Below are 24,606 nucleotides of genomic sequence, written 5' to 3'. Positions count from 1 at the left end.
GGGGGTGACCGTGCCACGGAGCCGTTTTGTTAAGGCAGGCTCCAGAGAATTGAATCCTCCCCTCCCTGAAGGGGGAGGGGATTCCTGGCTCAGGCTGCCTCCTGGAGCGGCGCTCCAGGAGGTCTTCCGCCTTCGGCACCAGCCGGGTTGAGACCAGCCCGGACGAGCATGACGCGTGCGGAGTTCTTGTCCCGTGGGGAGACGGTTCCGCAGGCGGTGCAGGTGTGGGTGCGTTCACCCAGCGGCTGGGGGTCCCCCCACGCCCTTAAGGCAGTGGGGGAGTGCTTGGCTCTCGCTCCGCACTGCGCGCAGTCCATCGTGGTGTACGCGGGGTGGACCAGACGGATGTCCCGCCCGTGCTTGCGCCCCATCTCGATCAGAGCGGCCTTGGTGACGCCGATGGCGGCGTCCGCGGCCTTGCGGGCCATCGTCGACCGGGCCAGGAACTTCGGCCGGAAGTCCTCCACCGCGACGGCGTCATGGTCGCGGACCACCTTCTTCGCCCACTTGCGGCCGGTGTCCGCACGCTGCCGGGCGACCTTCTTGTACGCCTTCCCCCGCAACTTCTTCGCCGCACGGTAGCCCCTCGATCCGGCCGTCCCCCTCTTCGGCCTGCGGCGGGCCATCATCCGGTCGTACCGGGTGAGTTTCTCCTTCGCCTTCCCACCGTGTGCGGGGTGCGGCAGGTCGTGCGCGTCGGACGTGGTGGTCGCCGTCTCCCGCACACCCCAGTCGACACCGAGAACCCGGCCCGTCGCAGGCAGGGCCTGGACCTGGGCGGGGACGACGAAAGAGCAGTACCAGTGCCCGAGGCTGTCCCGGTACACGCGTACCGAGGACGGCTCGGCCGACAGCTCCCGCGACCACACCACGTTCACGACGATCCCGCCCGCCAAGTGCAGCCGGCCGCCCTTCAGCCGGAACCCGCGCCGCGTGTAGTTCAGGGTCGCCGGCGACTCACGCCGGGTCTTCCACGTCGGCATCCCGGCCCGGCGCCCCACGGGCAACCGCTCCGCGATGTCCTTGTGCGCTTTCGCACGGGAGCGACCGAAGTCGCGGATGATCTGCTGCTGGGGAACCGAGGAGCCCTCCCGCAGCCACGGCGTACGGGCGCGGGCCTCGGTCAGCATCCTGTCCAACTGCGCCGGTCCGCACGTGGCCTTCTGGCCGGTTGCCCTGTTGCGCAGATGCACCGCCCTCGACTTGGCGACGCACTCGTTCCACACCCAGCGGCACCGCCCCCACTCCGCCGCCAGCAGGACGCGAGCCGCGGACGACACCCGCAACCGGTAGGTGTACCGGGCATGACCGCCCTTTTCACCCGTCCCCGACTGCGTCATCTCGCCCCCCCTTCACGGCCTGGCCCGGACACCGTGCCGTCCCGAACCCTGCGAAGGACCATACGTACGACAGCCGCACACGCACCCGATGATCCCGCAACCGTCACCCCGGCCAGTGATCACAAGTACACGTGTTCGCTTCGAACGGTTCCCGTGGGAGTCCCCCGAGCACGCCAAAGGGGCCGGCCACCCATCAGGTGCCCGGCCCCTTCACATGCCGTGGCGACTACCGCCGGTGCTGCGAGTCCGCGACCGTGACCTCGACGCGCTGGAACTCCTTCAGCTCGCTGTAGCCGGTGGTGGCCATGGCGCGGCGCAGGGCGCCGAAGAAGTTCATCGAGCCGTCGGGGTTGCGGGACGGGCCGGTGAGGATCTCCTCGATGGTGCCGACCGTGCCGAGGTCGACCTTCTTGCCGCGCGGCAGTTCCTCGTTGACGGCCTCCATGCCCCAGTGGTTGCCCTTGCCCGGCGCGTCGGTGGCGCGGGCCAGCGGGGAGCCCATCATCACGGAGTCGGCGCCGCAGGCGATGGCCTTGGGCAGGTCGCCGGACCAGCCGACGCCGCCGTCGGCGATGACGTGGACGTACCGGCCGCCGGACTCGTCCATGTAGTCCCGGCGGGCCGCCGCCACGTCGGCGACCGCGGTGGCCATGGGCACCTGGATGCCCAGCACGTTGCGCGTGGTGTGGGCGGCGCCGCCGCCGAAGCCGACGAGGACGCCCGCGGCGCCGGTGCGCATCAGGTGCAGGGCGGCGGTGTAGGTGGCGCAGCCGCCGACGATCACCGGGACGTCGAGCTCGTAGATGAACTGCTTCAGGTTCAGCGGCTCGTGCGAGCCGGAGACGTGCTCCGCGGAGACGGTGGTGCCGCGGATGACGAAGATGTCGACGCCCGCGTCCACGACGGCCTTGGAGAACTGGGCGGTGCGCTGCGGGGAGAGCGCGGCGGCGGTGACCACGCCCGAGTCGCGCACCTCCTTGATGCGCTGCCCGATCAGCTCCTCCTTGATGGGAGCGGCGTAGATCTCCTGGAGGCGGCGGGTCGCGTTGTCGGTGTCCAGCTCCGCGATCTCGTCGAGCAGCGGCTGCGGGTCCTCGTGCCGGGTCCAGAGCCCTTCCAGGTTGAGGACGCCGAGGCCGCCCAGTTCGCCGATGCGGATGGCGGTGGCCGGGGAGACGACCGAGTCCATGGGAGCGGCCAGGAACGGCAGCTCGAAGCGGTAGGCGTCGATCTGCCAGGCGATCGAGACCTCCTTCGGGTCCCGGGTGCGGCGGCTGGGGACGACGGCGATGTCGTCGAAGGCGTACGCCCGGCGGCCGCGCTTGCCGCGCCCGATCTCGATCTCAGTCACGTCTGTGGCCTTTCCCTGATGCGTTGCAGCGCCTTCCAGTATCCCCGACGGGTGCGCCGGGGCACCGCAGAGGGCGGCCCCGGATGCTCCGGAGCCGCCCTCGGGAGGCTGCTGCCCGTGTTTCTACCCGTGTGCTTACTTGCTGCGGCTGTAGTTCGGCGCCTCGACCGTCATCTGGATGTCGTGCGGGTGGCTCTCCTTGAGGCCCGCGGAGGTGATCCGGACGAAGCGGCCCTTGGACTCCATCTCCTCGATGGTGGCGGCGCCCACGTAGCCCATGGTCTGGCGCAGGCCGCCGACGAGCTGGTGCAGGACGTTGGCCAGCGGACCCCGGTAGGGGACCTGGCCCTCGATGCCCTCGGGGACGAGCTTGTCGTCGGAGGCGACCTCGGCCTGGAAGTACCGGTCCTTCGAGTACGACCGGCCCTGGCCGCGGGACTGCATGGCGCCCAGCGAGCCCATGCCGCGGTACGACTTGAACTGCTTGCCGTTGATGAACTGCAGCTCGCCCGGCGACTCCTCGCAGCCCGCCAGCAGGCTGCCCAGCATCACGGTGTCGGCGCCGGCGGCGAGCGCCTTGCCGATGTCGCCGGAGTACTGCAGGCCGCCGTCGCCGATGAGGGGCACCCCGGCGGCGCGGGCGGCGAGGGAGGCCTCGTAGATCGCGGTGACCTGCGGGACGCCGATGCCGGCGACGACGCGGGTGGTGCAGATGGAGCCGGGGCCGACGCCGACCTTGATGCCGTCGACACCGGCGTCGATCAGGGCCTGGGCGCCGTCGCGGGTGGCGACGTTGCCGCCGACGACGTCGACGCCGACGCTCGACTTGATCTTCGACATCCAGCTCAGCGCGTTGCTGTTGTGGCCGTGCGAGGTGTCGACGACGAGGAAGTCCACCCCGGCCTCGGCGAGCGCCTGGGCGCGGTCGAGCGCCTCGGGGCTGGCACCGACGGCGGCGCCGACGAGCAGGCGGCCCTTGGCGTCCTTGGCGGCGTGCGGGTACTGCTCGGCCTTGACGAAGTCCTTGACCGTGATCAGGCCCTTGAGGATGCCGTCGCCGTCGACCAGCGGAAGCTTCTCGATCTTGTGGCGGCGCAGCAGCTCCATGGCGTCCACGCCGGAGATGCCGACCTGACCGGTGACCAGCGGCATCGGCGTCATGACCTCGCGCACCTGCCGGGTGCGGTCGGTCTCGAAGGCCATGTCGCGGTTGGTGACGATGCCGAGCAGCTTGCCCGCGTCGTCGGTGACCGGGACGCCGCTGATGCGGAACTTGGCGCACAGGGCGTCGGCCTCGCCGAGGGTGGCGTCCGGATGGATGGTGATGGGGTTGGCCACCATGCCGGACTCGGAGCGCTTCACCAGGTCGACCTGGTTGGCCTGGTCCTCGATGGACAGGTTGCGGTGCAGGACGCCGACGCCGCCCTGGCGGGCCATGGAGATGGCCATCCGGGACTCGGTCACCTTGTCCATGGCCGCGGAGAGCAGCGGGATGTTGACCCGCACGTTGCGGGAGATGCGGGACGAGGTGTCGACCGCGTTCGGAAGCACCGCGGAGGCGCCCGGCAGCAGCAGCACGTCGTCGTAGGTCAGCCCGAGTGTCGCGAATTTCTCGGGCACTCCGTCGACGTTGGCAGTCATGACACCTTCCCCAAATGGCCTTGATCGGTGCGGATGTCCATGCTAACGGGAAGTGGACGTGGCTCATTCCACGATCAAGGAAGCGTGCGACCTTCGTGCTTTCGTACGAGAGGGGCCGCCGCGCGGGTCGCCGCGCGGGTCGCCGCCCGGACTACTGCTCCGCCAGCGCCCGCAGCCGGCTCAGCGCCCGGTGCTGGGCCACCCGCACGGCCCCCGGTGACATTCCCAACATCTGTCCGGTCTCCTCGGCCGTGAGCCCGACCGCGATGCGCAGCAGGAGCAGCTCGCGCTGGTTCTCGGGGAGGTTGGCCAGCAGTTTCTTGGCCCAGGCGGCGTCGCTGTTGAGCAGCGCCCGCTCCTCGGGGCCCAGCGAGTCGTCCGGCCGCTCGGGCATCTCGTCGGACGGGACGGCCGTCGAGCCGGGGTGGCGCATCGCGGCGCGCTGGAGGTCGGCGACCTTGTGGGCGGCGATGGCGAAGACGAACGCCTCGAAGGGGCGTCCGGTGTCCTTGTAGCGGGGCAGCGCGAGCAGCACCGCGACGCAGACCTCCTGGGCGAGGTCCTCGACGAAGTGCCGGGCGTCGCCGGGCAGCCGGGACAGGCGCGTGCGGCAGTAGCGCAGCGCCAGGGGGTGGACATGGGCGAGCAGGTCATGCGTGGCCTGCTCGTCCCCGTCCACGGCGCGGTGGACGAGCCCACCGACCGTCCCCTGGTCCGGGGGCGCATCGTCGTCACGCATCGGTCCATGGTGCCTTGCGGCCGTCCGATCCGTGGCTCCGTGCCCGTTGTTGTGCACCGAAGCGTTATGAGCAGGTGCGCCGGAACTCATCCCCTGCGCCCTCCCCTTCCGCTCGACCGACTCGTCCCCGAGGAACTCCACACCTCAAGGATGCGTCATCCGCGGCGAAACGAGCAGCGGGCACCCGGCGGGTCGCCTTGTCACCCCCGCTCACCTCGCGATAAGCGGGGATCGCCGACTTCCCGACGGGCCCTCTCGGACTCCCACGCACGGGGGCTCCCCAGGACCTAGCGGACCAGGCCCCACCGGAAGCCGAGCGCCACGGCGTGCGCCCGGTCCGAGGCGCCGAGCTTCTTGAAGAGCCGACGGGCGTGGGTCTTGACGGTGTCCTCGGAGAGGAACAGCTCGCGGCCGATCTCCGCGTTGGAGCGGCCGTGGCTCATGCCCTCCAGGACCTGGATCTCCCGCGCGGTGAGCGTGGGCGCGGCGCCCATCTCGGCCGAGCGCAGCCGGCGCGGGGCGAGCCGCCAGGTCGGGTCGGCGAGTGCCTGGGTCACGGTGGCGCGCAGCTCGGCGCGCGAGGCGTCCTTGTGCAGATAGCCGCGTGCGCCGGCGGCGACCGCGAGGGCCACGCCGTCCAGGTCCTCGGCGACGGTGAGCATGATGATGCGCGCGCCGGGGTCGGCGGACAGCAGCCGCCGTACCGTCTCGACGCCGCCCAGGCCGGGCATGCGCACGTCCATCAGAATCAGGTCCGAGCGGTCGGCACCCCAGCGGCGGAGGACTTCCTCGCCGTTGGCGGCCGTCGTCACGCGCTCGACGCCGGGCACGGTCGCGACCGCGCGGCGCAGCGCCTCTCGGGCAAGCGGGGAGTCGTCGCAGACGAGGACGGAAGTCATGGCCGTCCTCCGCAGCTGATGCGCGTCACGTTGAGCCTCCAGGCTGGTACGAAATCGTCACCTGTGCGGTCGACCGTCCCGGACGCCCGCCCGAGCACTTGTTCCTTCAACCGCCTCCGCACTCTCAACGATGGTCACTCGAAAGAGTTACGGGGCTGTGTGTCGTCTTCGGCACTCTACGTGAGGGGGCGGCCACGCAGCAGACATGCGGGTGGGACCCGCGCCGTTTCATCACAAGCGGTGCCCCATTCAGCCGCTTTTCTTCCACTTCGCTGGTGTCTGCGGCTAGATTCGCAATGAGTCATATTTTCATCTCCTTAGATCGTAGTTGTACGGTCGTGGACACCGTATCCACCCAGAACGGCTACAAGGGGTCACGCAATGGCAGATTTCTCCCGCCTTCCCGGACCGAACGCGGACCTGTGGGACTGGCAGCTCCTGGCTGCGTGCCGCGGGGTGGACAGCTCGCTCTTCTTCCATCCGGAAGGCGAACGCGGTGCGGCACGGAGTGCTCGCGAGAACTCGGCCAAGGAGGTCTGCATGAGGTGCCCGGTCCGCGCCGAGTGCGCGGCGCACGCGCTGGCGGTGCGTGAGCCGTACGGCGTCTGGGGCGGGCTGACCGAGGACGAGCGCGAAGAACTCATGGGACGGGCCCGCAACCGCCTGATGGCGGCGACGGCCTCGGCGTCGGCCGGCGGGGAGGCGGCCGCACCTCACTGAAGGAACGTTTCTCTGGACGAACGCGAAGCAAAGGCTCCCCGACGCGGTCAGCGCGTCGCCGACTGGCGCGCCCCCGCCCGGGCGAGCTGGTCCAGGGTGGCCGTCACCGCCGGCACCTGCGCCAGGTCGGGCAGCGTGAGCGCGACGATCTCCCGCCGCACGACCGGCTCCAGCGTGACCGTACGCACGCCCCGCGGCCGTACGGACTCGACGGCGAGCTGGGGCAGCACGGCCACACCGAGGCCCGCGCCGACCAGGCCGACCACCGCCGGGTAGTCGTCGGTCGCGAAGTCGATGCGCGGGGTGAATCCGGCCCCCTCGCACACCTCGACCAACTGGCCGCGACAGCGCGGACAGCCCGCGATCCAGGACTCCCGGGCCAGCTCCCCGATCGCCACGGATCCGACCCCTTCCGCCCGGGCGAGCCGGTGCCCCTCGGGGACCAGCGCCACCAGCCGGTCGGTCAGCAGCGGCCGTACGACGAGGTCGTCCCACTCCTCGGCACCGGCCGCGCCCTCGTAGCGGAAGGCGAGCGCCACGTCGCAGTCGCCCTCGCGCAGCAGCTCCACGGACTTCGGCGGCTCGGCCTCCTCCAGGAACACCCGGGTGCCGGGGTGCGCGGCGCGCAGCGCGGCCAGGGCGGTCGGTACGAGGGTGGAGCTGCCGCTGGGGAAGGAGACCAGCCGGACCCGCCCGGCGCGCAGCCCCGCGATCGCGGCGACCTCCTCCTCGGCCGCGGTGAGCCCGGCGATGATCCCGGCGGCGTGCCGCACCAGTGCCTCTCCGGCCTGGGTGAGCCGCATCTCGCGCCCGGTGCGCACGAGCAGCGGGGTGCCGACGGAGGACTCCAGGGCCTTCATCTGCTGGCTGACGGCGGGCTGGGTGCAGCCCAGCTCGCGCCCCGCGGCGGAGAAGGAACCGGTGGATGCCACGGCGCGCAGCACGCGGAGATGACGGGCCTCGATCACACCGCCGAGGATAAGCGACCCTTTGACCGGACGCCGAATAACGCGTAGCCGCTTTGATCGCGCATGACCTACCGTTCCGGCATGCACCCTTCCGCCATGAGGCTCCTGTCCGTCAACCTGGGACGCGCGAAGGCGGTGCCGTACACGGACCAGCCCGAGGGCGTCACCGGCATCGACAAGCGGCCGGCCGACGGGCCGGTGCGGGTGGCGGTGCCCGGGTCGGAGGGCTTCGGGGCGAGCGGCCTGGCCGGCGACACCGTCTGCGACACGCGGCACCACGGCGGCGACGAACAGGCGGTCTACGCGATGGCGCGCGAGGACCTGGACGACTGGGAGCGCACGCTGGGCCGCGAGCTGCCGAACGGCTCGTTCGGCGAGAACCTCACCACCACGGGCCTGGACCTCGCCGGGGCCCTGATCGGCGAGCGCTGGCGGGTCGGTCCCGAGGTACTCCTCGAGGTGACGTCCGGGCGCATCCCCTGCCGCACCTTCCAGGGCCACATGGGTGAACAGCGCTGGGTGAAGCGCTTCACGCAGAAGGGCGCGCCGGGCGCCTACTTCCGCGTCCTGGAGCCCGGTGAGATCCTCGCGGGCGACCCGGTGCGGATCGTGCACCGCCCCTCCCACGAGGTGACGGTGGCGCTGCAGTTCCGCGCGGTGACCACCCAGCGGGACCTGCTCCCCCGGCTGCTCGCGGCGGGCGAGGCGCTGCACCCGGAGGCGCTCGCGACGGCGCGGAAGTACGTGGCGCAGTACGGCGCCTGAGCGAAGCGGACGTGCTCGGTCCGCACCGGTGGTCGCGCGCCCTAACCTTGCGCCATGACAACGGCATTGATTACGGGCTCGACGGCGGGCCTCGGCGCCGCGTTCGCGCGGCGGCTGGCGGCCGACGGACACGACCTGGTGCTGGTGGCCCGTGACACCGAGCGGCTGCGCGGGCAGGCCACGGAGCTGCACGACCGGCACGGCATCGAGGCGGAGGTGCTGACGGCGGACCTGTCGGCGGACGCCGGCATCGAAGCGGTGGCCGCCCGGCTGTCGGACCCCAGGAACCCCGTCGACCTCCTGATCAACAATGCCGGTTTCGGCAACAAGGGCCGTTTCCTCGACGTCTCCATGGCCGACGAGCTGACCATGCTCAAGGTGCACTGCGAGGCGGTGCTCCGGCTGACCTCGGCGGCGGTGGCGGGCATGCGGGAGCGCGGCCGCGGCGGCGTCGTCAACGTGGCCTCGGTCGCCGCCTTCGTCCCGCGCGGCACCTACGGCGCCTCCAAGGCGTGGGTCGTCCAGTTCACCCAGGGCGTGGCCAAGGACCTGGCCGGCAGCGGCGTCCGCCTGATGGCCCTGGCCCCCGGTTTCGTGCGCACGGAGTTCCACGAGCGGGCCGGCATGGGCACGGACAACATCCCGAACTGGATGTGGCTGGACGCGGACAACGTCGTCGCGGCGGCCCTCGCCGACCTGTCCCGCGGCAAGTCCCTGTCGATCCCCGACCCCCGCTACAAGACCCTGATGGGCGCGGCGAAGCTGGTACCGCGGGGGCTGCTGGGCGGGATCACGTCGCGGACGGGGCGCAAGTACGGGCCGCAGTAGGGGACGCCGACCGGCTCGTCACCCGAACGTGTGGTCTATCCCCGTCTGCTCCTGGCGAGGCGCTGGTGCGACTTAGCGTCGGGTGGCTGCGCCCGCAGCGGGCGGGAGGTCGCAGGTTTCGTGAGGGAGAGGGCGGCATCGCGTGAACGCGGGCACTGGTGACGGGGACGAGCTGTTCGTCGACGGTTCCGACAGGGGGCGCACGGACAGGGTGAAGGCGGGCCGGGGGGCGGCGACCGGCGGGGGGACGGTGATGTTTTCCGACGCTCCCGGCGGTGGGAGTGGGCCGGCCCCGGCGGTCCCGGCCGGGGGCCGCCGTCCCGGTGCCGCCTCCGACGCCGCCGGTGCCAGGGCTGCCTCCGTCCCTCGCGCTCGGCCCACCCCGCGCCCCGGGCCCGACGGCGTCCCTGCCAAGTCCCGGAAGGCGCGGAAGGCGGGGCAGTGGGCGAAGGTCGCGCAGCGGATCGTGCCGGACGACCTCCAGCCCGAGGTGCTGCGCGTGGAGCTGACCGAGCTCGGGGACGCGTTCCGGGCGTACCAGCGGCGCCCGGAACCGGACCTCGCCGTCCTCGCCGAACTGCACGACCGCAAGGCCCGCGCCTTCGCCCGGTGGGCCGACGTCACCGGCGACACGTCCCTGCAGGAGGAGGCGGACCGGGCTGCGGCGGCCGCGCAGACCACCCGTGAGATGGACGCCAACCGGCACGGTGTCCCGGTGGGCGAAGACGGACCGCTGGTGGAGCGGTTGCTGACCCGAGGTCAGGGCGTCCACCTCCGCGATGTGCTGGAGCACGTCCGGGTCGGCTCCCCGCTCCCCGAGGCCGAGGCGCGGCTCGCGGTGCTGATGCTCACCCTGCGGGCCGCGCGCGCCGGTACCGGGAACGTGACCGGGCAGGATCTCGGCGGCTGGTTGCAGGGCGACGCCGAGCGGGTGCTCCAGGAGCTCGTCGACGTGGGCTGGCTGCTGCTGCCGGAGGACGTCACCGCCGACGACGCGCTGATGTCCCGGCCCGAGGAACCCGCCCAGATCACGGTGCCCACGCTGATTCCCACCCAGCCCCGCCCGTTCTTCTTCGGCAAGGTCACCCGGGCCCGGCTCTCGGGGTGGGCGCAGAAGGTGGTGGGCGACCGCAAGCTGCGGAAGAAGAAGGCGGGGACCCCCACCAGGCTCCTCGCGGTGTACACCGCGGCCCACAGCCGTCCCGACGGGCGCCTCGGAGGCGCCGGCGAGGACGGTGACGGGCTCGCGCTGGACACGGTGGCCGCTTTCTGCGGCCTGCGGCCCGAGGACGTCGCCGAGCACGCCGGACTGCTGGTCGCCGCGGGCTGGCTCGCGGAGGAAGTCGACACAGCCGGGGAGCGGCTGCGGGGACGGCTCGCCGAGCGGGTGCTGCCGCTGAGCGGGCTGCTGTGACCGCCCCCGGGTGACGCGACACCTTCATGTCGCCGGAGCAGCCCGGCCGCCTACGGTCCGACCACCCCGACAGCAGCCGTACCGACCGCTACAGCTGCCGCCGTAGGGCCGGAACGCCTGGTCGGCGCGGAAGCCTACGGTCTTGACGGCCGAGAAGTGTGCCCGCACCCGTTCCGGAAGGGCATCGGACGCGAGTACGTCGCGCCCTTCGGATCGATTGTGCCGCCGGGCGGCGATCTGCATGTTGCCCCAAATGGGGGTATACATGCCATATCAGTTCGAAGGGGCGCATCATGAGACGACATGGCGTGGTCGCCGCCCTCGCGGCAGTGGCCGCAGTGGTCGGTCCGGCCCTGGCCGGCTGCTCGACCGCGGACGACAGCTCTACCTCGGCCCCGTCCCAGGAGTCCCGGACCGAAGGGCAGCAGCAGGCGGAAGAGGACGGGGGCGCGGACCCGCAGGGTGGCCGGACGGAGACCGGGCAGGGCGAGCGCGACGACCTTCTTGCGTTCGAGGTCGACGACCGGTCGCAGGCCGGCTTCCGGGACATCTGGGTCACGTGGACGATCAAGAACCAGAGCTCGGAGAAGTCGAACTACAGCTGGGAGTGGGAAGCCGTCGACCCGGACGGAAAGCGCCTCTACAACTCGACCGAGTACGTCACCGACGTACAACCCGGTCAGACGGCGACGGGCGAGTCCCCGACCACACTGCGCACGCCGGACGTGAAGATCAACATCACCGGGTTCGAGCGGGCCAAGGCCTACTGACCGGGGTGGGTGAACGCGCGGTGCCCGGCCCCCCGCAGGGGACCGGGCACCGTTCGCTCAGCTCAGCTCAGCGCAGCGCTCAGTGGGCGTGGCCGTGGCCCGCCGCGGCCGGCTCTTCCTCTTCCTTCTTCTCGACGACCAGGGTCTCGGTCGTCAGCAGGAGGGAGGCGATGGAGGCGGCGTTCTCCAGGGCGGAGCGGGTGACCTTCACCGGGTCGATGACGCCGGCCTTGACCAGGTCGCCGTACTCACCGGTGGCGGCGTTGAAGCCCTGGCCCTTGTCGAGCTCGGCGACCTTGGAGGTGATGACGTAGCCCTCCAGGCCGGCGTTCTCGGCGATCCAGCGCAGCGGCTCGACGGCGGCGCGGCGGACGACCGCGACACCGGTGGCCTCGTCGCCGGTCTTGCCGAGGTTGCCCTCGAGCACCTTGACGGCGTGGACCAGCGCGGAGCCACCACCGGAGACGATGCCCTCCTCGACCGCGGCGCGGGTCGCGGAGATGGCGTCCTCCAGACGGTGCTTGCGCTCCTTCAGCTCCACCTCGGTGGCGGCGCCGACCTTGATCACGCACACGCCGCCGGCCAGCTTCGCGAGGCGCTCCTGGAGCTTCTCGCGGTCCCAGTCGGAGTCCGTGTTCTCGATCTCGGCCTTGATCTGGGCGATGCGGCCCTGGACCTCGTCGCGCTTGCCGGCACCGTCGACGATCGTGGTGTCGTCCTTGGTGACGGTGATGCGGCGGGCGGTGCCGAGCACCTCGAGGCCGACCTGGTCGAGCTTGAGGCCGACCTCCTCGGAGATGACCGTGGCGCCGGTGAGGACGGCCATGTCCTGCAGCATCGCCTTGCGGCGGTCGCCGAACCCGGGGGCCTTGACGGCCACCGCGTTGAACGTGCCGCGGATCTTGTTGACGACGAGGGTGGAGAGCGCCTCGCCCTCCAGGTCCTCGGCGATGATCAGCAGCGGCTTGGAGGCGTTGGCCTGGATGACCTTCTCCAGCAGCGGCAGCAGGTCCGCGATGGAGGAGATCTTGCCCTGGTTGATCAGGATGTACGGGTCGTCGAGGACGGCCTCCATGCGCTCCTGGTCCGTCACGAAGTACGGCGACAGGTAGCCCTTGTCGAAGGCCATGCCCTCGGTGAAGTCCAGCTCCAGACCGAAGGTGTTGGACTCCTCGACGGTGATGACACCGTCCTTGCCGACCTTGTCCATCGCCTCGGCGATCAGCTCGCCGACCTGCTGGTCCTGGGCGGACAGCGCGGCCACGGCGGCGATGTCGGACTTCTCGTCGATCGGGCGGGCGGTGGCGAGAAGGTCTTCCGACACGGCGGCGACGGCCGCGTCGATGCCCTTCTTCAGCAGCGCCGGGGAGGCACCGGCGGCGACGTTCTTCAGGCCCTCGCGCACGAGCGCCTGGGCGAGCACGGTGGCGGTGGTGGTGCCGTCACCCGCGATGTCGTTGGTCTTGGTCGCCACCTCCTTCACCAGCTGGGCGCCGAGGTTCTCGTACGGGTCCTCGACCTCGACCTCGCGGGCGATGGTGACGCCGTCGTTGGTGATGGTGGGAGCGCCGAACTTCTTGTCGATGACGACGTTGCGGCCCTTGGGGCCGATCGTCACCTTCACGGTGTCGGCGAGCTTGTTGACGCCGCGCTCGAGGGCGCGACGGGCGTCCTCGTCGAACTTCAGGATCTTCGCCATGGGAGCGTGAGCCCTCTTCCGGAAATCTTGGGGTTATACGGCAACTGCGCCCCCGACGCCCGGCTTTTTATGGTCGCGGGAGCCAGGGGCGCAGCTGGAAAGCAAGGTGCTTCGAAGTGAAGTGGTACTTCTACTTCTCGACGATCGCGAGCACGTCGCGGGCCGAGAGGACGAGGTACTCCTCGCCGTTGTACTTCACCTCGGTGCCGCCGTACTTGCTGTAGAGCACGACGTCGCCGACGCTGACGTCGAGCGGAAGGCGGTTGCCGTCCTCGAAGCGGCCCGGGCCGACGGCCAGGACGACGCCCTCCTGGGGCTTCTCCTTGGCGGTGTCCGGAATGACCAGGCCCGAAGCCGTGGTCTGCTCGGCGTCGAGCGGCTGGACCACGATGCGGTCCTCGAGCGGCTTGATGGCAACCTTGGAGCTGGTGGTCGTCACGATCCGACCTCCCCCTTCGGAGATCTCACGGGGTTAACTGTCTGAGGTGGCGACCAGGTGGATCCGTCGTCGCGGGTGCCGGACCTGCCCGTCGCGTAGTTGGCACTCTCCAGTGGGGAGTGCCAGACCCGAGACTATGACTGCGATTAGCACTCGGTCAAGCGGAGTGCCAATGCCGGCGGCGCGTCGGCGGGGATTTCGGGTGAACGCCGGTTGGCGGAAGGCACCCAGCGTCGGTGCCGGGCTCGCTGGGGGCTGCCGCCCCCAGGCCCCCGCTTCGGCCCTGAACGGGCCTCGTCCTCAAACGCCGGACGGGCTGCGACTACAGGTAGTCCTCCAAGTTGCCCACCCTCAGCCCCTGCTCCTCGATCGTCTCCAGCAAACGTTCCGTGCGGGGCGTCAGGTTCGTGGCCGTCGGGTGGTCCGGGTCCACGGCCACGATGTCGCCGGGGTGGAGGCGGTGGTCGCCGCGCGTGTAGGTGAGGGTGCCGTCGGCGTCGAGGGTGGCGCGCCACAGGACCAGGGCCGTGATGCCGCAGTCGGCGGCGGCGCGCAGGGTCGTGGTGTCGTACGCGCCGTGCGGCGGGCGGAAGAGGTGGGCGCGGACGCCGAAGCGGGACCTGAGCTTGGTCTGCTGGCCGCAGATCTCGGCGCGCTGGCCGGCGTACGGCAGGCCGCGCAGGGTGCGGTGGTCGAGGGTGTGGTTCTGCAGGCTCGCGCCGAACGGGCGCAGCCGGGCGAGGTCGCCGTAGGCCGGTCCGGCGACGGTGTCGGTGAGGAACAGGGTGACCGGGAGCCGCCGTTCCCGGATCAGGCCGGCGAAGGCGGGGTCGCGCTCGGCGCTGTCGTCGTAGGTGAGGAAGACGACCGGGTCGTCGGTGCGGACGTGGTCCACGACGGGCGGCAGGCGACGGCCCCGGTCGGCGTCCTGGGCGGGGTCCCCGGCCGCCGCAGCGTGCTCGGCGGGGGCTGCGGCGAGCCGGTCGCAGGCGGTGAGCGGGAACAGCAGGAGCAGCAGGAACAGCGGGAGCAGGAGGGCGGCCGGGGCGGCGCCGGGCAGGCGGGACCGCCCTCGCCTCACAGGTAGTCCTCCAGGCGGGCCACCGCGTATCCGTCGGCGGTGATCCGGTCCAGGAAGCGGCGGACCATGTCGGTCATGGTGCCGTCCCAGTCGTTCTCGCCCCGGAAGTGGGTGAGGACGATGTCGCCGGGGTGCAGGTCCTGGTCCCACTCGCGGTACTCCCAGTGGTCGACGTACACCTCCTCGCTCCAGATCGGGGCGTACTTGATCCCGCAGGACTTGGCGGCGCGCAGGGTGTCGCGGTTGTAGTTGCCGAAGGGCGGGCGGAAGAGGACGGGGCGCTTGCCGTAGCGCTTCTCCATCACGTCCTGCATGCCGCAGATCTCGTGCTTCTGCTCCGCGTAGGAGAGCGCGGGAAGGTAGGGGTGGCTCAGGGTGTGGTTGTTGAGGGTGATGCCGCGGGCCTGCATCTTCTTGAAGTAGCCGTAGTCGTCCTTGATCTCCTCGTCGGTGAGGAAGACGGTGTACGGGATCTTCAGCTCGCTCATCATCTTCAGGAACGCCGGGTCCTTCTCGGCGCCGTCGTCGATGGTGAGGAAGACGACCTTCTCCTTGGTGGGGACCGTGGTGAAGACCGGCGGGAGGCCGTCCTCCTCCTGGCCGTCGACCTCGAAGCCCTCGCGCGCCTTGATCTCCGGCTTCTTCTCGGGGGGCGCGGGGGCCGTCAGCGGGACCTTCTTCAGGTCCCAGCGCTTGGCGGCGGCGGCCAGGGCCGCCCGGGCCTCGCGAGCCTTCGCCGCGGCGTCGGCCGCGCGGGCCGGGGGTGCCTGCTGGCCGGGGGCGCCCCGCACGCTCTGGTCCGCTGCCTGCGCACAGCCGGCGGCGAGGGCGGCGACGGCGAGGACGGCGGTGGCACGAGAGGCACGGGACACGCGACGCGATGCCCGACTTTTGTCATTTTGTACGACTGCTCGCATGGTGCCGGATCCTCGCAGTCCCCCGCGGCCGAACCCGGCCCGACACCGCGCCGGAGGCACACCATCCACCGACTGGCCCACAATGACCCGGTGAACGACCTCGACTTCCTCCTCACCCCCGAAGGCCGCGCGCTCCTCGACGAGGTGCGCGACACCGACCCCGCCCGGGAGTTGGCGGTCGCCACCCGGCTGCGGCGCGCGCATCCCGCCGAGCTGGTGTCGGCGGCGCTCGGGCAGGCGCGGCTGCGGCAGCGCGCGGTGGCGAAGTTCGGGGCCGAGGACGCCGGGCGGATGTTCTTCACACCCAACGGGGTCGAGCAGTCCACGCGCGCGAGCGTGGCGGCGTACCGGGCGGAGTGCCTCCGGGCGCTCGGGGTGCGGTCCGTCGCCGACCTGTGCTGCGGGATCGGCGGCGACGCGCTCGCGTTCGCCCGTGCCGGGATCCGGGTCCTCGCCGTCGACCACGATCCGGTCACCGCCGCGGCGGCCCGCGCCAACGCCGACGCGCTCGGGCTCACCAACCTGATCGAGGTGCGCGAGGCCGACGTGACGGAGGTGGACACGGCCGGGTACGACGCCGTGTTCGTCGACCCCGCCCGGCGTTCCTCCAAGCGCGGCCGGATCTTCGACCCGGAGGCGTACTCCCCGCCCCTGTCCTGGGCCGTGTCCGCCGCCCTCGGGGCGCCGCTCGGCCTGCTGAAGATCGCGCCCGGCATTCCCCACGAGGCGATCCCCCCGGAGGCGACGGCCGAGTGGGTCTCGGACGGCGGGGACGTCAAGGAGGCCGTGCTGTGGTTCGGCCCGGACGTGACGCCGGGGGCGCGGCGGGCGACGCTGCTGCCCGCCGGGGCGGGGATCTACGCGACGCCCGCGACCATGCTGCCGGACCCCGAAGCCCGCCCGGTCGGGAGGTACCTGTACGAGCCGGACGGCGCCGTCATCCGGGCCCACCTGGTCGCCGAGGTGGCCGAGGACCTGGACGGCGGGCTGATCGACCCGACCATCGCCTACGTCACCGCCGACGAAGCGCACCGCACGCCGTACGCCACCGCCTACGAGATCACCGACCAGCTCCCGTTCAACGTCAAGAAGCTGAAGGCGCTGCTGCGGGAGCGCGGGGTCGGCACGCTGACGGTGAAGAAGCGGGGCTCGGCGGTCGGGCCGGAGGAGCTGCGGAAGAAGGTCAAACCCCAGGGGCCGAACGCCGCGACCGTGTTCCTGACGCGGGTCGCGGGGGCGCCGACGATGCTGATCGGGCGCCCGGCGCGTTAACCGGTCGCCTCCCGCGCCCGGCGCCGCAGGAGGGCGCGTTCGCGGGCGTTGCGGGTCAGGGAGGCGGCCCGTTCGAACTCCTCGCGGGCCTCCGCCGTGCGGTCCAGGCGGAGCAGGAGGTCGCCCCGGACGCTGGGGAGCAGGTGGTAGTCGCGCAGGGCCGGTTCCGCGGCGAGGGCGTCGACGAGGGCCAGGGCGGGGGCCGGGCCCTCGGCCATCGAGACGGCGACGGCGCGGTTGAGTTCGACGACCGGGGACGGGGTGCGGGCCGCGAGCAGGCCGTAGAGCGTGGCGATGCGCGGCCAGTCGGTCTCCTCGTAGGTGCGGGCCGTCGCGTGGCAGGCGGCGATCGCGGCCTGGAGGGCGTACGGGCCCGGCCCTCCGGCGCCGGTGGTGGCGTGGGCGTGGCCGAGGGCGGTGACGCCGCGGGTGATGAGCAGGCGGTTCCAGCGGTGGCGGTTCTGGTCCCGCAGCAGCACCGGCTCGCCGTCGGGGGCGGTGCGGGCGGCGGTGCGGGAGGACTGGAACTCCAGCAGCGCGGTCAGGCCGTGGACCTCGGGCTCCTTCGGCATCAGCGCGGACAGGACGCGGGCCAGGCGCAGGGCGTCCTCGCACAGGGCGGGGCGGAGCCAGTCGTCGCCCGCGGTGGCCGCGTAGCCCTCGTTGAAGATCAGGTAGATGACCTCCAGGACCGAGCCGAGGCGGGCCGCGCGGTCCGGTCCGTACGGCACCTCGAAGGCGACGTTCTTCCTGGCCAGGGTGCGTTTGGCGCGGACGATGCGCTGCGCGACCGTGGGTTCGGGTACGAGGCGGGCGCGGGCGATCTCCGGTGTGGTCAGGCCGCCGAGCAGGCGCAGGGTGAGGGCGATGCGGGCCTCGGCGGACAGCACCGGGTGGCAGGCGGTGAAGACCAGCCGCAGCAGGTCGTCGTCGATGTCCTCGGGGTCGGCGGGCTCCTCGGGCGGGGGCGCCGAGACGGGCAGGTCCCGGCCGATCTCGGCGAGCTTGCGGGCGTAGGTCTCCCGGCGCCGGATCAGGTCGACGGCGCGGCGGCGGGCGGTGGTCATGAGCCAGGCGCCCGGGTTGTCGGGCACGCCGTCCCTCGGCCACTGCTCCAGGGCGGCGACCAGGGCGTCCTGGGTGAGTTCCTCGGCGATGCCGACGTCCCGGACGAGTCGGGCGACGCCGGCGATCACGCGGGGCGACTCGAGCCGGAAGACGGTTTCGAAGGCCGCGGCGGGCTGTGCTTCCACAGCCCACCATGCAACACCCTCGGGGCGCCGGGACAAAGCGGAACCGGTGCCCCGCGTCGGCTCAGCCCTCCATCAGCTCGCGGACCTCGCAGGTCACCGTCCAGTAGTCCTCGTGCACCTTCAGGAACCGCTTGGTCCACTCGACCGCCTCGGCCAGGTCCTTGGCCTGGAGGAGGGAGTAGCCGCCGATGACCTCCTTGGTCTCGGTGAAGGGCCCGTCGGTGACGGAGAGCTGCCCGCCCTCGTAGTGGACGCGGGTGCCCTGGGCGGTCGGGGTCAGTCCGGCCGTGTCCAGCAGGACGCCGGCCTTGGTCATCTCCTCCATCAGCTGCTCCATCCGCTGGATCAGCTCGGGGCTGGGGCCGCCGGCGAGGGCGTCGGACTCCTCGATGCGGATGAGGGACAGGTAGCGGGGCATGGTGGCTCCTCGGGTTGATTCCGCTGCCGGGCTTCTCCCGGCCTCTCACCCTTGCGTCGAACGGGCCGGCCGCGGATCGACACACGCCGGGAAGATTTCCGGGATCTCTCTCAGCGCAGCGATTCCCACAGGTCGGCGGCGTCCGGCTGGTCGGCCACCACCCGGTTGGGGTCCGAGGGCGCGGGCAGCACCGGCATCGTCAGTGTGCGTACGTCGTCCGCGGCGAGGCCCCCGAGGCTGCGGCCCAGGTCCGTCAGCTCGCCCAGCGAGTCCAGGCCGGTGTCGGTGGTGAGGCTGCCGGTGAGCGCGTCGGCGACCTGGTAGAGCCTGGCGGGGTCGGTGAGCAGGTCGGTGGCGGAAACCTGCTCGAGGAGCGCCTTGACGAGCTTGTGCTGGAGCTCGATCCGGGCGAGGTCGCTGCCGCCCGCCAGTCCGTAGCGGGTGCGGGCCAGGCCGAGGGCCTCGGTGCCGTCCAGGTGGTGGGTGCCGGCGTCCAGGTGCAGGTGGCTCTTGTCGTCGTCGATGTCGACGTCCGTGGTGACGGTGACCCCGCCGAGCGCGTCCACCAGGTCGGCGAAGCCGGAGAAGTCGACCTCGACGTAGTGGTCCATGCGCACGCCGGTGAGCGACTCGACGGTCTTCACGGCACAGACCGGCCCGCCCAGTTCGTAGGCGGTGTTGAACATCGCGCCGCTCGCCGCCCTGGTCGTACCGCCGGACGGCAGCGGGCAGGAGGGCCGCTCTACGAGGGTGTCGCGCGGGATGCTGACGACGGTGGCGGCGGTGCGGCCCGCGTCGAGGTGGACGACCATGGCCGTGTCCGAGCGGGCTCCGCCGCTGTCGCCGCCGCCCAGCTCCTGGTTCTCCTCGCCGGTGCGCGAGTCGGAGCCGAGGACGAGGAGGTTCAGGGCGCCGGTGGGCACCGGGGAGGCGGACGGCGAGGCGGAGGGGACGGTGACGGGGCGGGCGGGGCGGTCGTCGCCGAGCGCGCCGTTGATGTCGACGCTCTTGATGTTGCCGTTCAGGTGCAGGTAGGCCCAGCCCGCCGCCCCGGCGCCGAGCAGCAGGGCGCCGGTCAGGGCCAGGCCGGCCGCCCTGAGCCCCTTCCGGCGGCCGTCCCGGCCGTCCTGCCCGCCCCGCGCCGCCATGCGTCAGCCCCCGCCCTGCCCGTCTCGTTCGGGTCCCCACCCGAATGCCCCGCCGGAAGGAACATAAGTCCGAATTATTGAAACTGGAACAGGTGGGTCGGGCTTCTGCGGAAATTCTCAGACTGGGGGCTTATCCGCTCATCCCGCGACGGCCTGGCCCTCCCGGGGCGGCGCCGTGCTGCTGCGCACCTCCAGGCTGGTGGCCAGCTCCACGCGGGTCGCCGTCGAGGAGCGGTCCTCCCGCCCGAGGTCCAGGACCAGCCGCGCCGCCGCCTCGGCCATCTCCATCAGCGGCTGCCGTACGGTCGTCAGCGGCGGCCCCACCCACCGGGCGACCGGCAGGTCGTCGAACCCGACCACGCTCAGGTCGTGCGGGATGCGCAGCCCCAGCTCACGCGCCGCCTCGTACAGGCCGAGCGCCTGGAGGTCGTTGCCGGCGAAGACGGCGGTCGGGCGGTCCGGGCGGCGCAGCAGTTCCAGGCCCTGCCGGTAGCCGGCCTCGTGGTGGAAGTCGCCGGTCACGATCAGGCCGGGGTCGACCGGCAGCCCCGCCGTCTCCAGGGCGGCCCGGTAGCCGTCGACGCGGGCGCGGCTGCACATCATGCGGGTGGGTCCGCTGATGGCGCCGATGCGGGTGTGTCCGAGGTCGACCAGGTGCCGGGTGGCGGCGAGGCCGCCCTGCCAGTTGGTGGCGCCGATGGACGGCACGTCGGCGCCCGGGTCGCCGGCCGGGTCCATCACCACGAACGGGATGGAGCGGCTGGTGAGCAGGGCACGCTGGGACTCGTCGAGGCCGGACAGGACCAGGATCACGCCGTGCGGGCGGCGGGCGGCGACCTGGTCGGCCCAGGTCCGGCCGGGCGTGAGGCGGCCCGCGCTCTCGGAGAGCACGACGCTGAGCCCGGCGTCCCTGGCCACGTTCTCCACGCCGCGGATGACCTCCATCGCCCAGGCGCTCTCCAGCTCGTGGAAGACCAGGTCGATCAGGGGCGAGCGGGTGGACTCGGCCCGCCTGCGCCGGTAGCCGTGGGCGCGCAGCAGCTCCTCGACGCGGGCACGGGTCGACGGGGCGACGTCGGCGCGGCCGTTGAGCACCTTCGAAACAGTCGGCGCCGACACACCGGCCTCGCGCGCGATCTCGGCGAGGGTCGCGGTCTGGGCGGACCGCTTTTGCGTCCGGGTTTCAGCGGGCTGCGGGGATGTCATGGCGGCGATCGTAACCCCATGAGGCCGCCTGGCGAAGGGGCCGACGAACCGAGACCCCTCGGAACATTCGACGTTGACGCCGAATCATTCGATCCGGCGGCCGCCGTCATCGTCGCTCCGGCCCGACACGACCGGCCCCACCGACTCCACCGACTCGAATCGCCAGCGGTGCACCGCCCGCGTCACCAGATTCCCGTCCGGTTCGGGCAGTTCCGGGAGTGCGGCGTCGTATGCGGCCTCCCACCAGGTGATGACGAGGACACGGTCCTGCGGGGCGCGCAGGGTCTCCCGGCGCAGCGGCCGCCGGGGCAGCTCCTGCCGCCGCGCCCAGGCCAGCAGCTCCCCGCCCCGGCCGGGCACGGCCCGCGCCTCCCACATCAGCGCGACGGTCACGAGTAGAGGTTCTCCTTGCTGACCTCATGCACGTGGTCGTGGTCGTGACCGTGGCCGTGGCCGTGGCCGTGCGGGTGGCCCTGGCCCGGCACGTGCGGCTCCGTCACCGGCAGGGAGGAGTCCGCGGAGAGGTCCCAGTCGGAGGCGGCCCGGTTCCGGGCGACCATCTCGGCGCCGAGCGCGGCGACCATCGCGCCGTTGTCCGTGCACAGCTTGGGGCGCGGTACCCGCAGCCGGATCCCGGCCGCCTCGCAGCGCTCTTGGGCCAGCGCCCGCAGGCGCGAGTTGGCGGCCACGCCGCCGCCGATCATCAGGTGGTCGACGCCCTCGTCCTTGCAGGCCCGCACCGCCTTGCGGGTCAGCACGTCCACGACCGCCTCCTGGAAGGACGCCGACACGTCGCGCACCGGCACCTCCTCCCCCGCCGCCCGCTTCGCCTCGATCCAGCGGGCCACGGCCGTCTTGAGTCCGGAGAAGGAGAAGTCGTACGCCGCGTCGCGCGGGCCGGTCAGCCCGCGCGGGAAGGCGATCGCGTTCGGGTCGCCCTCGCGCGCGTACCGGTCGATGACCGGACCGCCGGGGAAGCCCAGGTTGAGCACGCGGGCGATCTTGTCGAAGGCCTCGCCGGCCGCGTCGTCGATGGTGGCGCCGAGGGGGCGGACGTCCGAGGTGATGTCCGCGGACAGGAGCAGCGAGGAGTGCCCGCCGGAGACCAGCAGGGCCATCGTCGGCTCGGGCAGCGCGCCGTGTTCGAGCTGGTCGACGCAGATGTGCGAGGCGAGGTGGTTGACGCCGTACAGGGGCTTGCCGAGCGCGTAGGCGTACGCCTTCGCCGCCGAGACGCCGACCAGCAGGGCACCCGCGAGGCCGGGCCCGGCGGTGACGGCGATGCCGTCGAGGTCGCGCGCGCTCACCCCCGCCTCCTTCAGGGCGCGGTCGATCGTCGGCGCCATCGCCTCCAGGTGGGCGCGGCTGGCCACCTCCGGAACGACGCCGCCGAAGCGGGCGTGCTCGTCGACGCTGGACGCGACGGCGTCGGCCAGCAGGGTGGTGCCGCGCACGACACCGACGCCGGTCTCGTCGCAGGAGGTCTCGATCCCCAGGACGAGAGGCTCGTCGCGTGAGTCAGCCATGGTTGTCGGTTCCTCGTTCGGTTCCCGGTACGGAGGTGGACGGGTCGGTCAGGCGCATCACCAGGGCGTCCACGTTGCCCGGCTGGTAGTAGCCGCGTCTGAAGCCGATGGGCTCGAAGCCGAAGCGCTCGTACAGCCGCTGGGCGCGGGTGTTGTCCACCCGGCACTCCAGGAGCACCTCGGTGCACTCGAAGTCGGTCGCCGCGTGCAGCAGCTCGGTCAGCAGCCGCGCCCCGAGGCCGGTGCCCCAGTGGTCGCGGGCGACGGCGATGGTCTGCACGTCGGCCTGCTCGCCGGAGGTGACCAGGCCCGCGTAGCCGACGACGTGGGCGTCCTCCTCGGCGACCAGGTAGCGCCGGGTCGCCCCGGGCCCGCGCGCGTGCGCCAGCTCGGACCAGAACATCCCCCGCGACCAGGCGTCCTCGGGGAACAGCTCCCGCTCCATGCGCAGCACGGGGTCGATGTCCCACCAGCGCATCTCGCGCAGCGCGGCGGATGCGGACTCGGCAGTGGCTGGCTCGGTCACTTCGGGGTGACCACCTTGTAATTCTTGGGGACCTGGGCGTCCGGGCGGCGCAGATACAGCGGCCGGGGCGCGGGCAGCTCCTCCCCCGCCGCCAGCTTCTCGGCGGCCAGCCGGGCCAGGGCGGCGGCGGACACGTGCTCCGGCTCGTGCGCCCGCGGGAAGGTGTCCGGGTAGAGCAGCGCGCCCGCGCCGACGGCCGGGAGCCCGGCCACCTGGCCGGCGATGTCGGCGGGCCGGTCGACGGCCGGGTCGGTGAGCCGGGTGCGGGAGTCGGCGTACCGCGCCCAGTAGACCTCCTTGCGGCGGGCGTCGGTCGCCACCACGAAGGGGCCCTCCAGGTCGGCGGCGAACGCGAGGCCGTCCAGTGTGCACACGCCGTGCACGGGCACGCCGAGCGCGAGCCCGAAGGCGTCCGCGGTCATCAGGCCGACCCGCAGCCCCGTATACGGGCCGGGGCCGGTCCCGGCGACGACGGCGGTGACGGCGTCGAGCCGCAGACCGGCCTCCGCGAGCACCCGGTCCACGGCGGGCAGCAGCAGCTCACCGTGGCGGCGTGCGTCGACCTGGCTCGACGAGGCGATGACGTCCGTACCGTCGTGCAGCGCGACGGTCACGGCGGGCGTGGCGGTATCCAGAGCGAGCAAGAGCACGCAAACAGCCTACGGCGCCGCGGGGCCCGCGTCGGACGCCCTGTGGACAACCCGGGGACACCCACCGGGCCCGGAACGGCCACTCCGTGTCGCACAACGCAGCCATACGCTCACGTACTGCTACCGTCGCCCGGCGGGGTACGGCACGCAGGACGCACGAGTACGACGACGAGGTGGTCGCCAGTGGCAAGCAGAAGCGCCGGTATCGTCACCGGCCTCACCACGGCGGCCCTCGTGACCATCGGCGTCCTGGCCCACCAGGCCTCCGTCAGCGTCCCCGCCGGCCTCGGCCGGACCCACGCGACCACCAGCCCCGCCCCGGGCGCCGCCAAGGCACCGCGCGACCGGCGGCATCCGGACGCGCTGCCCGCCATGTCCGGACAGGGTGAACGGGTGGTGTACTCGGTGGACGACGACCGCGTGTGGCTGGTCGGCCCGGGGAACAAGGTGCGGCGCACCTTCGAGGTCACGCCCAGCACGGTCGATCCGGCACCGGGCGCCTACACGGTCACGTCCCGGTCCAACCGGGTCACCGGGTCCGACGGCATCCCGGTCGAGCACGTGGTGCGCTTCACCGGCGCCGAGGGCGTGGCCATCGGGTTCAGCGCGGCGGTCGACGGCTCGACGGCCGCGCCCGACCCGGACCGGCCCACCGGCGGCATCCGCGAGTCGCGCGCGGACGGCGACGCGATGTGGAAGTTCGCGACGATCGGACGGCAGGTCGTCGTCGTCCCCTGACGACGCCGCGCGGTACGTGCGGTACGTACGGTTCCGCGCGGGCGTCAGGCGGCCTCGCGGTGGCTCCGACGGTCCTGCCGGCCCTGCCCGCTCTGCCGGTCGCGGACCGGTCCGCGCGCCTCCGGCTCGGGGGCGCGGGGCGGCGTCGAGACCGCCGTCGCGGCGGCACAGGAGGCGAGCAGGTCACGCATCGACACCCTGGCGGGCGCGGGCGGCTGGTGGCTCGGACGGCCCTGCGGCTGGGCCTGGGACACGGACGACATGGGCGCCTCCTGAAGCTCGGGGGCGGGCGCAGTAA

26 protein-coding genes are annotated in these 24,606 nt (G+C 72.3%); 7 read left to right on the top strand and 19 right to left on the bottom strand.

Features of this window, described 5'->3' with window-relative positions; all coding sequences use genetic code 11:
- Nucleotides 1-89: 89 nt before the first annotated feature.
- The 5 genes from ACFV9J_RS02080 to ACFV9J_RS02060 form a co-directional block, all read right to left on the bottom strand.
- On the bottom strand, nucleotides 90-1,340 hold the full coding sequence (locus ACFV9J_RS02080; protein ID WP_385348407.1) for an RNA-guided endonuclease InsQ/TnpB family protein: 1,251 nt from the start codon (nucleotides 1,338-1,340) through the stop codon (nucleotides 90-92).
- A 226-nt stretch (nucleotides 1,341-1,566) separates the two neighbouring features.
- Nucleotides 1,567-2,691 (bottom strand): GuaB3 family IMP dehydrogenase-related protein, encoded by a 1,125-nt coding sequence (locus tag ACFV9J_RS02075; RefSeq protein WP_052839813.1) that lies wholly within the window; start codon nucleotides 2,689-2,691, stop codon nucleotides 1,567-1,569.
- A 135-nt stretch (nucleotides 2,692-2,826) separates the two neighbouring features.
- Nucleotides 2,827-4,332, bottom strand: a complete 1,506-nt coding sequence (guaB, locus tag ACFV9J_RS02070; protein WP_385348402.1) for an IMP dehydrogenase — start codon at nucleotides 4,330-4,332, stop codon at nucleotides 2,827-2,829.
- Nucleotides 4,333-4,483: 151 nt separating this feature from the next.
- Entirely contained in the window at nucleotides 4,484-5,071 is a 588-nt protein-coding gene (locus tag ACFV9J_RS02065; RefSeq protein ID WP_003974204.1) for a sigma-70 family RNA polymerase sigma factor, read from the bottom strand.
- 287 nt (nucleotides 5,072-5,358) lie between these two features.
- On the bottom strand, nucleotides 5,359-5,970 hold the full coding sequence (locus ACFV9J_RS02060; protein ID WP_003948568.1) for a response regulator transcription factor: 612 nt from the start codon (nucleotides 5,968-5,970) through the stop codon (nucleotides 5,359-5,361).
- Nucleotides 5,971-6,351: 381 nt separating this feature from the next.
- Between ACFV9J_RS02060 and ACFV9J_RS02055 the strand changes: the two genes are divergently transcribed.
- Nucleotides 6,352-6,690: a WhiB family transcriptional regulator gene (locus tag ACFV9J_RS02055; RefSeq protein ID WP_385348398.1), complete on the top strand. Its 339-nt coding sequence runs from the start codon at nucleotides 6,352-6,354 to the stop codon at nucleotides 6,688-6,690.
- A gap of 47 nt (nucleotides 6,691-6,737) precedes the next feature.
- Here ACFV9J_RS02055 and ACFV9J_RS02050 read toward each other — a convergent pair whose 3' ends face one another.
- On the bottom strand, nucleotides 6,738-7,658 hold the full coding sequence (locus ACFV9J_RS02050; protein WP_385348395.1) for a LysR family transcriptional regulator: 921 nt from the start codon (nucleotides 7,656-7,658) through the stop codon (nucleotides 6,738-6,740).
- Nucleotides 7,659-7,754: 96 nt separating this feature from the next.
- On the opposite strand from ACFV9J_RS02050, the gene ACFV9J_RS02045 reads away from it, so the two are divergent.
- The 4 genes from ACFV9J_RS02045 to ACFV9J_RS02030 all read left to right on the top strand — a co-directional run bounded on the left by ACFV9J_RS02045 (nucleotide 7,755) and on the right by ACFV9J_RS02030 (nucleotide 11,435).
- Nucleotides 7,755-8,423, top strand: coding sequence for an MOSC domain-containing protein (locus tag ACFV9J_RS02045; protein ID WP_385348392.1), 669 nt, complete (start codon nucleotides 7,755-7,757; stop codon nucleotides 8,421-8,423).
- 54 nt (nucleotides 8,424-8,477) lie between these two features.
- Complete coding sequence (locus tag ACFV9J_RS02040; RefSeq protein ID WP_385348389.1) at nucleotides 8,478-9,251, top strand: SDR family NAD(P)-dependent oxidoreductase; 774 nt, start codon at nucleotides 8,478-8,480, stop codon at nucleotides 9,249-9,251.
- Nucleotides 9,252-9,393: 142 nt separating this feature from the next.
- On the top strand, nucleotides 9,394-10,665 hold the full coding sequence (locus tag ACFV9J_RS02035; protein WP_385348386.1) for a hypothetical protein: 1,272 nt from the start codon (nucleotides 9,394-9,396) through the stop codon (nucleotides 10,663-10,665).
- Between the two features lie 293 nt (nucleotides 10,666-10,958).
- Nucleotides 10,959-11,435, top strand: a complete 477-nt coding sequence (locus ACFV9J_RS02030) for a hypothetical protein (protein WP_385348384.1) — start codon at nucleotides 10,959-10,961, stop codon at nucleotides 11,433-11,435.
- Nucleotides 11,436-11,514: 79 nt separating this feature from the next.
- Here the strand turns inward: ACFV9J_RS02030 and groL are convergent, their stop codons facing one another.
- The 4 genes from groL to ACFV9J_RS02010 form a co-directional block, all read right to left on the bottom strand.
- Nucleotides 11,515-13,134, bottom strand: coding sequence for a chaperonin GroEL (gene groL / locus ACFV9J_RS02025; protein ID WP_385348381.1), 1,620 nt, complete (start codon nucleotides 13,132-13,134; stop codon nucleotides 11,515-11,517).
- A gap of 130 nt (nucleotides 13,135-13,264) precedes the next feature.
- Nucleotides 13,265-13,573, bottom strand: a complete 309-nt coding sequence (groES, locus tag ACFV9J_RS02020; RefSeq protein WP_003974211.1) for a co-chaperone GroES — start codon at nucleotides 13,571-13,573, stop codon at nucleotides 13,265-13,267.
- A 322-nt stretch (nucleotides 13,574-13,895) separates the two neighbouring features.
- On the bottom strand, nucleotides 13,896-14,654 hold the full coding sequence (locus tag ACFV9J_RS02015) for a polysaccharide deacetylase family protein (protein WP_385348377.1): 759 nt from the start codon (nucleotides 14,652-14,654) through the stop codon (nucleotides 13,896-13,898).
- Nucleotides 14,651-15,571: a polysaccharide deacetylase family protein gene (locus tag ACFV9J_RS02010; protein ID WP_385348374.1), complete on the bottom strand. Its 921-nt coding sequence runs from the start codon at nucleotides 15,569-15,571 to the stop codon at nucleotides 14,651-14,653. Before ACFV9J_RS02010 ends, ACFV9J_RS02015 begins: the two co-directional genes overlap by 4 nt.
- A 90-nt stretch (nucleotides 15,572-15,661) precedes the next feature.
- Between ACFV9J_RS02010 and ACFV9J_RS02005 the strand changes: the two genes are divergently transcribed.
- On the top strand, nucleotides 15,662-16,843 hold the full coding sequence (locus ACFV9J_RS02005; protein WP_385348371.1) for a methyltransferase domain-containing protein: 1,182 nt from the start codon (nucleotides 15,662-15,664) through the stop codon (nucleotides 16,841-16,843).
- On the opposite strand, the gene ACFV9J_RS02000 is transcribed toward ACFV9J_RS02005, so the two are convergent.
- The 8 genes from ACFV9J_RS02000 to tsaB all read right to left on the bottom strand — a co-directional run bounded on the left by ACFV9J_RS02000 (nucleotide 16,840) and on the right by tsaB (nucleotide 23,570).
- Nucleotides 16,840-18,096, bottom strand: a complete 1,257-nt coding sequence (locus ACFV9J_RS02000) for an RNA polymerase sigma factor (RefSeq protein WP_385348369.1) — start codon at nucleotides 18,094-18,096, stop codon at nucleotides 16,840-16,842. The genes ACFV9J_RS02005 and ACFV9J_RS02000 overlap by 4 nt on opposite strands.
- 61 nt (nucleotides 18,097-18,157) lie before the next feature.
- A complete protein-coding gene (locus ACFV9J_RS01995) occupies nucleotides 18,158-18,514 on the bottom strand; it encodes a YciI family protein (protein ID WP_385348366.1) in 357 nt (118 codons plus the stop codon).
- A gap of 110 nt (nucleotides 18,515-18,624) precedes the next feature.
- Nucleotides 18,625-19,662 (bottom strand): LCP family protein, encoded by a 1,038-nt coding sequence (locus ACFV9J_RS01990; protein WP_385348364.1) that lies wholly within the window; start codon nucleotides 19,660-19,662, stop codon nucleotides 18,625-18,627.
- A gap of 138 nt (nucleotides 19,663-19,800) precedes the next feature.
- Nucleotides 19,801-20,868 carry a LacI family DNA-binding transcriptional regulator gene (locus ACFV9J_RS01985; RefSeq protein WP_109034271.1) on the bottom strand — a complete coding sequence of 356 codons (1,068 nt, stop codon included), beginning with the start codon at nucleotides 20,866-20,868 and terminating at the stop codon, nucleotides 19,801-19,803.
- 84 nt (nucleotides 20,869-20,952) lie between these two features.
- Complete coding sequence (locus tag ACFV9J_RS01980) at nucleotides 20,953-21,261, bottom strand: hypothetical protein (protein WP_385348360.1); 309 nt, start codon at nucleotides 21,259-21,261, stop codon at nucleotides 20,953-20,955.
- On the bottom strand, nucleotides 21,258-22,394 hold the full coding sequence (gene tsaD / locus ACFV9J_RS01975) for a tRNA (adenosine(37)-N6)-threonylcarbamoyltransferase complex transferase subunit TsaD (protein ID WP_385348357.1): 1,137 nt from the start codon (nucleotides 22,392-22,394) through the stop codon (nucleotides 21,258-21,260). Before tsaD ends, ACFV9J_RS01980 begins: the two co-directional genes overlap by 4 nt.
- A complete protein-coding gene (gene rimI / locus ACFV9J_RS01970) occupies nucleotides 22,387-22,920 on the bottom strand; it encodes a ribosomal protein S18-alanine N-acetyltransferase (protein ID WP_385348354.1) in 534 nt (177 codons plus the stop codon). The genes tsaD and rimI overlap by 8 nt, the downstream gene beginning before the upstream one ends.
- A complete protein-coding gene (tsaB, locus tag ACFV9J_RS01965) occupies nucleotides 22,917-23,570 on the bottom strand; it encodes a tRNA (adenosine(37)-N6)-threonylcarbamoyltransferase complex dimerization subunit type 1 TsaB (protein ID WP_007443956.1) in 654 nt (217 codons plus the stop codon). The genes rimI and tsaB overlap by 4 nt, the downstream gene beginning before the upstream one ends.
- Nucleotides 23,571-23,753: 183 nt before the next feature.
- Between tsaB and ACFV9J_RS01960 the strand changes: the two genes are divergently transcribed.
- Nucleotides 23,754-24,308 carry a hypothetical protein gene (locus ACFV9J_RS01960; protein WP_385348350.1) on the top strand — a complete coding sequence of 185 codons (555 nt, stop codon included), beginning with the start codon at nucleotides 23,754-23,756 and terminating at the stop codon, nucleotides 24,306-24,308.
- A gap of 44 nt (nucleotides 24,309-24,352) precedes the next feature.
- Here ACFV9J_RS01960 and ACFV9J_RS01955 read toward each other — a convergent pair whose 3' ends face one another.
- Complete coding sequence (locus ACFV9J_RS01955) at nucleotides 24,353-24,571, bottom strand: hypothetical protein (RefSeq protein ID WP_385348347.1); 219 nt, start codon at nucleotides 24,569-24,571, stop codon at nucleotides 24,353-24,355.
- Between the last annotated feature and the right edge of the window lie 35 nt (nucleotides 24,572-24,606).

The sequence above is a fragment of the Streptomyces sp. NPDC059906 genome, from assembly GCF_042730645.1.
GTDB classification, from domain to species: domain Bacteria; phylum Actinomycetota; class Actinomycetes; order Streptomycetales; family Streptomycetaceae; genus Streptomyces; species Streptomyces rubrogriseus.
This window is presented reverse-complemented; position numbering and strand designations above follow the sequence as displayed.

What these genes read in the sequence shown, in the direction of transcription:
- ACFV9J_RS02080 (WP_385348407.1), bottom strand. Translation starts at nt 1,340, where the DNA reads ATGACGCAGTCGGGGACGGGTGAAAAGGGCGGTCATGCCCGGTACACC.
- guaB (WP_385348402.1), bottom strand. Translation starts at nt 4,332, where the DNA reads ATGACTGCCAACGTCGACGGAGTGCCCGAGAAATTCGCGACACTCGGG.
- ACFV9J_RS02065 (WP_003974204.1), bottom strand. Translation starts at nt 5,071, where the DNA reads ATGCGTGACGACGATGCGCCCCCGGACCAGGGGACGGTCGGTGGGCTC.
- ACFV9J_RS02060 (WP_003948568.1), bottom strand. Translation starts at nt 5,970, where the DNA reads ATGACTTCCGTCCTCGTCTGCGACGACTCCCCGCTTGCCCGAGAGGCG.
- ACFV9J_RS02055 (WP_385348398.1), top strand. Translation starts at nt 6,352, where the DNA reads ATGGCAGATTTCTCCCGCCTTCCCGGACCGAACGCGGACCTGTGGGAC.
- ACFV9J_RS02045 (WP_385348392.1), top strand. Translation starts at nt 7,755, where the DNA reads ATGAGGCTCCTGTCCGTCAACCTGGGACGCGCGAAGGCGGTGCCGTAC.
- ACFV9J_RS02040 (WP_385348389.1), top strand. Translation starts at nt 8,478, where the DNA reads ATGACAACGGCATTGATTACGGGCTCGACGGCGGGCCTCGGCGCCGCG.
- ACFV9J_RS02030 (WP_385348384.1), top strand. Translation starts at nt 10,959, where the DNA reads ATGAGACGACATGGCGTGGTCGCCGCCCTCGCGGCAGTGGCCGCAGTG.
- groL (WP_385348381.1), bottom strand. Translation starts at nt 13,134, where the DNA reads ATGGCGAAGATCCTGAAGTTCGACGAGGACGCCCGTCGCGCCCTCGAG.
- ACFV9J_RS02010 (WP_385348374.1), bottom strand. Translation starts at nt 15,571, where the DNA reads ATGCGAGCAGTCGTACAAAATGACAAAAGTCGGGCATCGCGTCGCGTG.
- ACFV9J_RS01995 (WP_385348366.1), bottom strand. Translation starts at nt 18,514, where the DNA reads ATGCCCCGCTACCTGTCCCTCATCCGCATCGAGGAGTCCGACGCCCTC.
- ACFV9J_RS01990 (WP_385348364.1), bottom strand. Translation starts at nt 19,662, where the DNA reads ATGGCGGCGCGGGGCGGGCAGGACGGCCGGGACGGCCGCCGGAAGGGG.
- ACFV9J_RS01985 (WP_109034271.1), bottom strand. Translation starts at nt 20,868, where the DNA reads ATGACATCCCCGCAGCCCGCTGAAACCCGGACGCAAAAGCGGTCCGCC.
- tsaD (WP_385348357.1), bottom strand. Translation starts at nt 22,394, where the DNA reads ATGGCTGACTCACGCGACGAGCCTCTCGTCCTGGGGATCGAGACCTCC.
- ACFV9J_RS01955 (WP_385348347.1), bottom strand. Translation starts at nt 24,571, where the DNA reads ATGTCGTCCGTGTCCCAGGCCCAGCCGCAGGGCCGTCCGAGCCACCAG.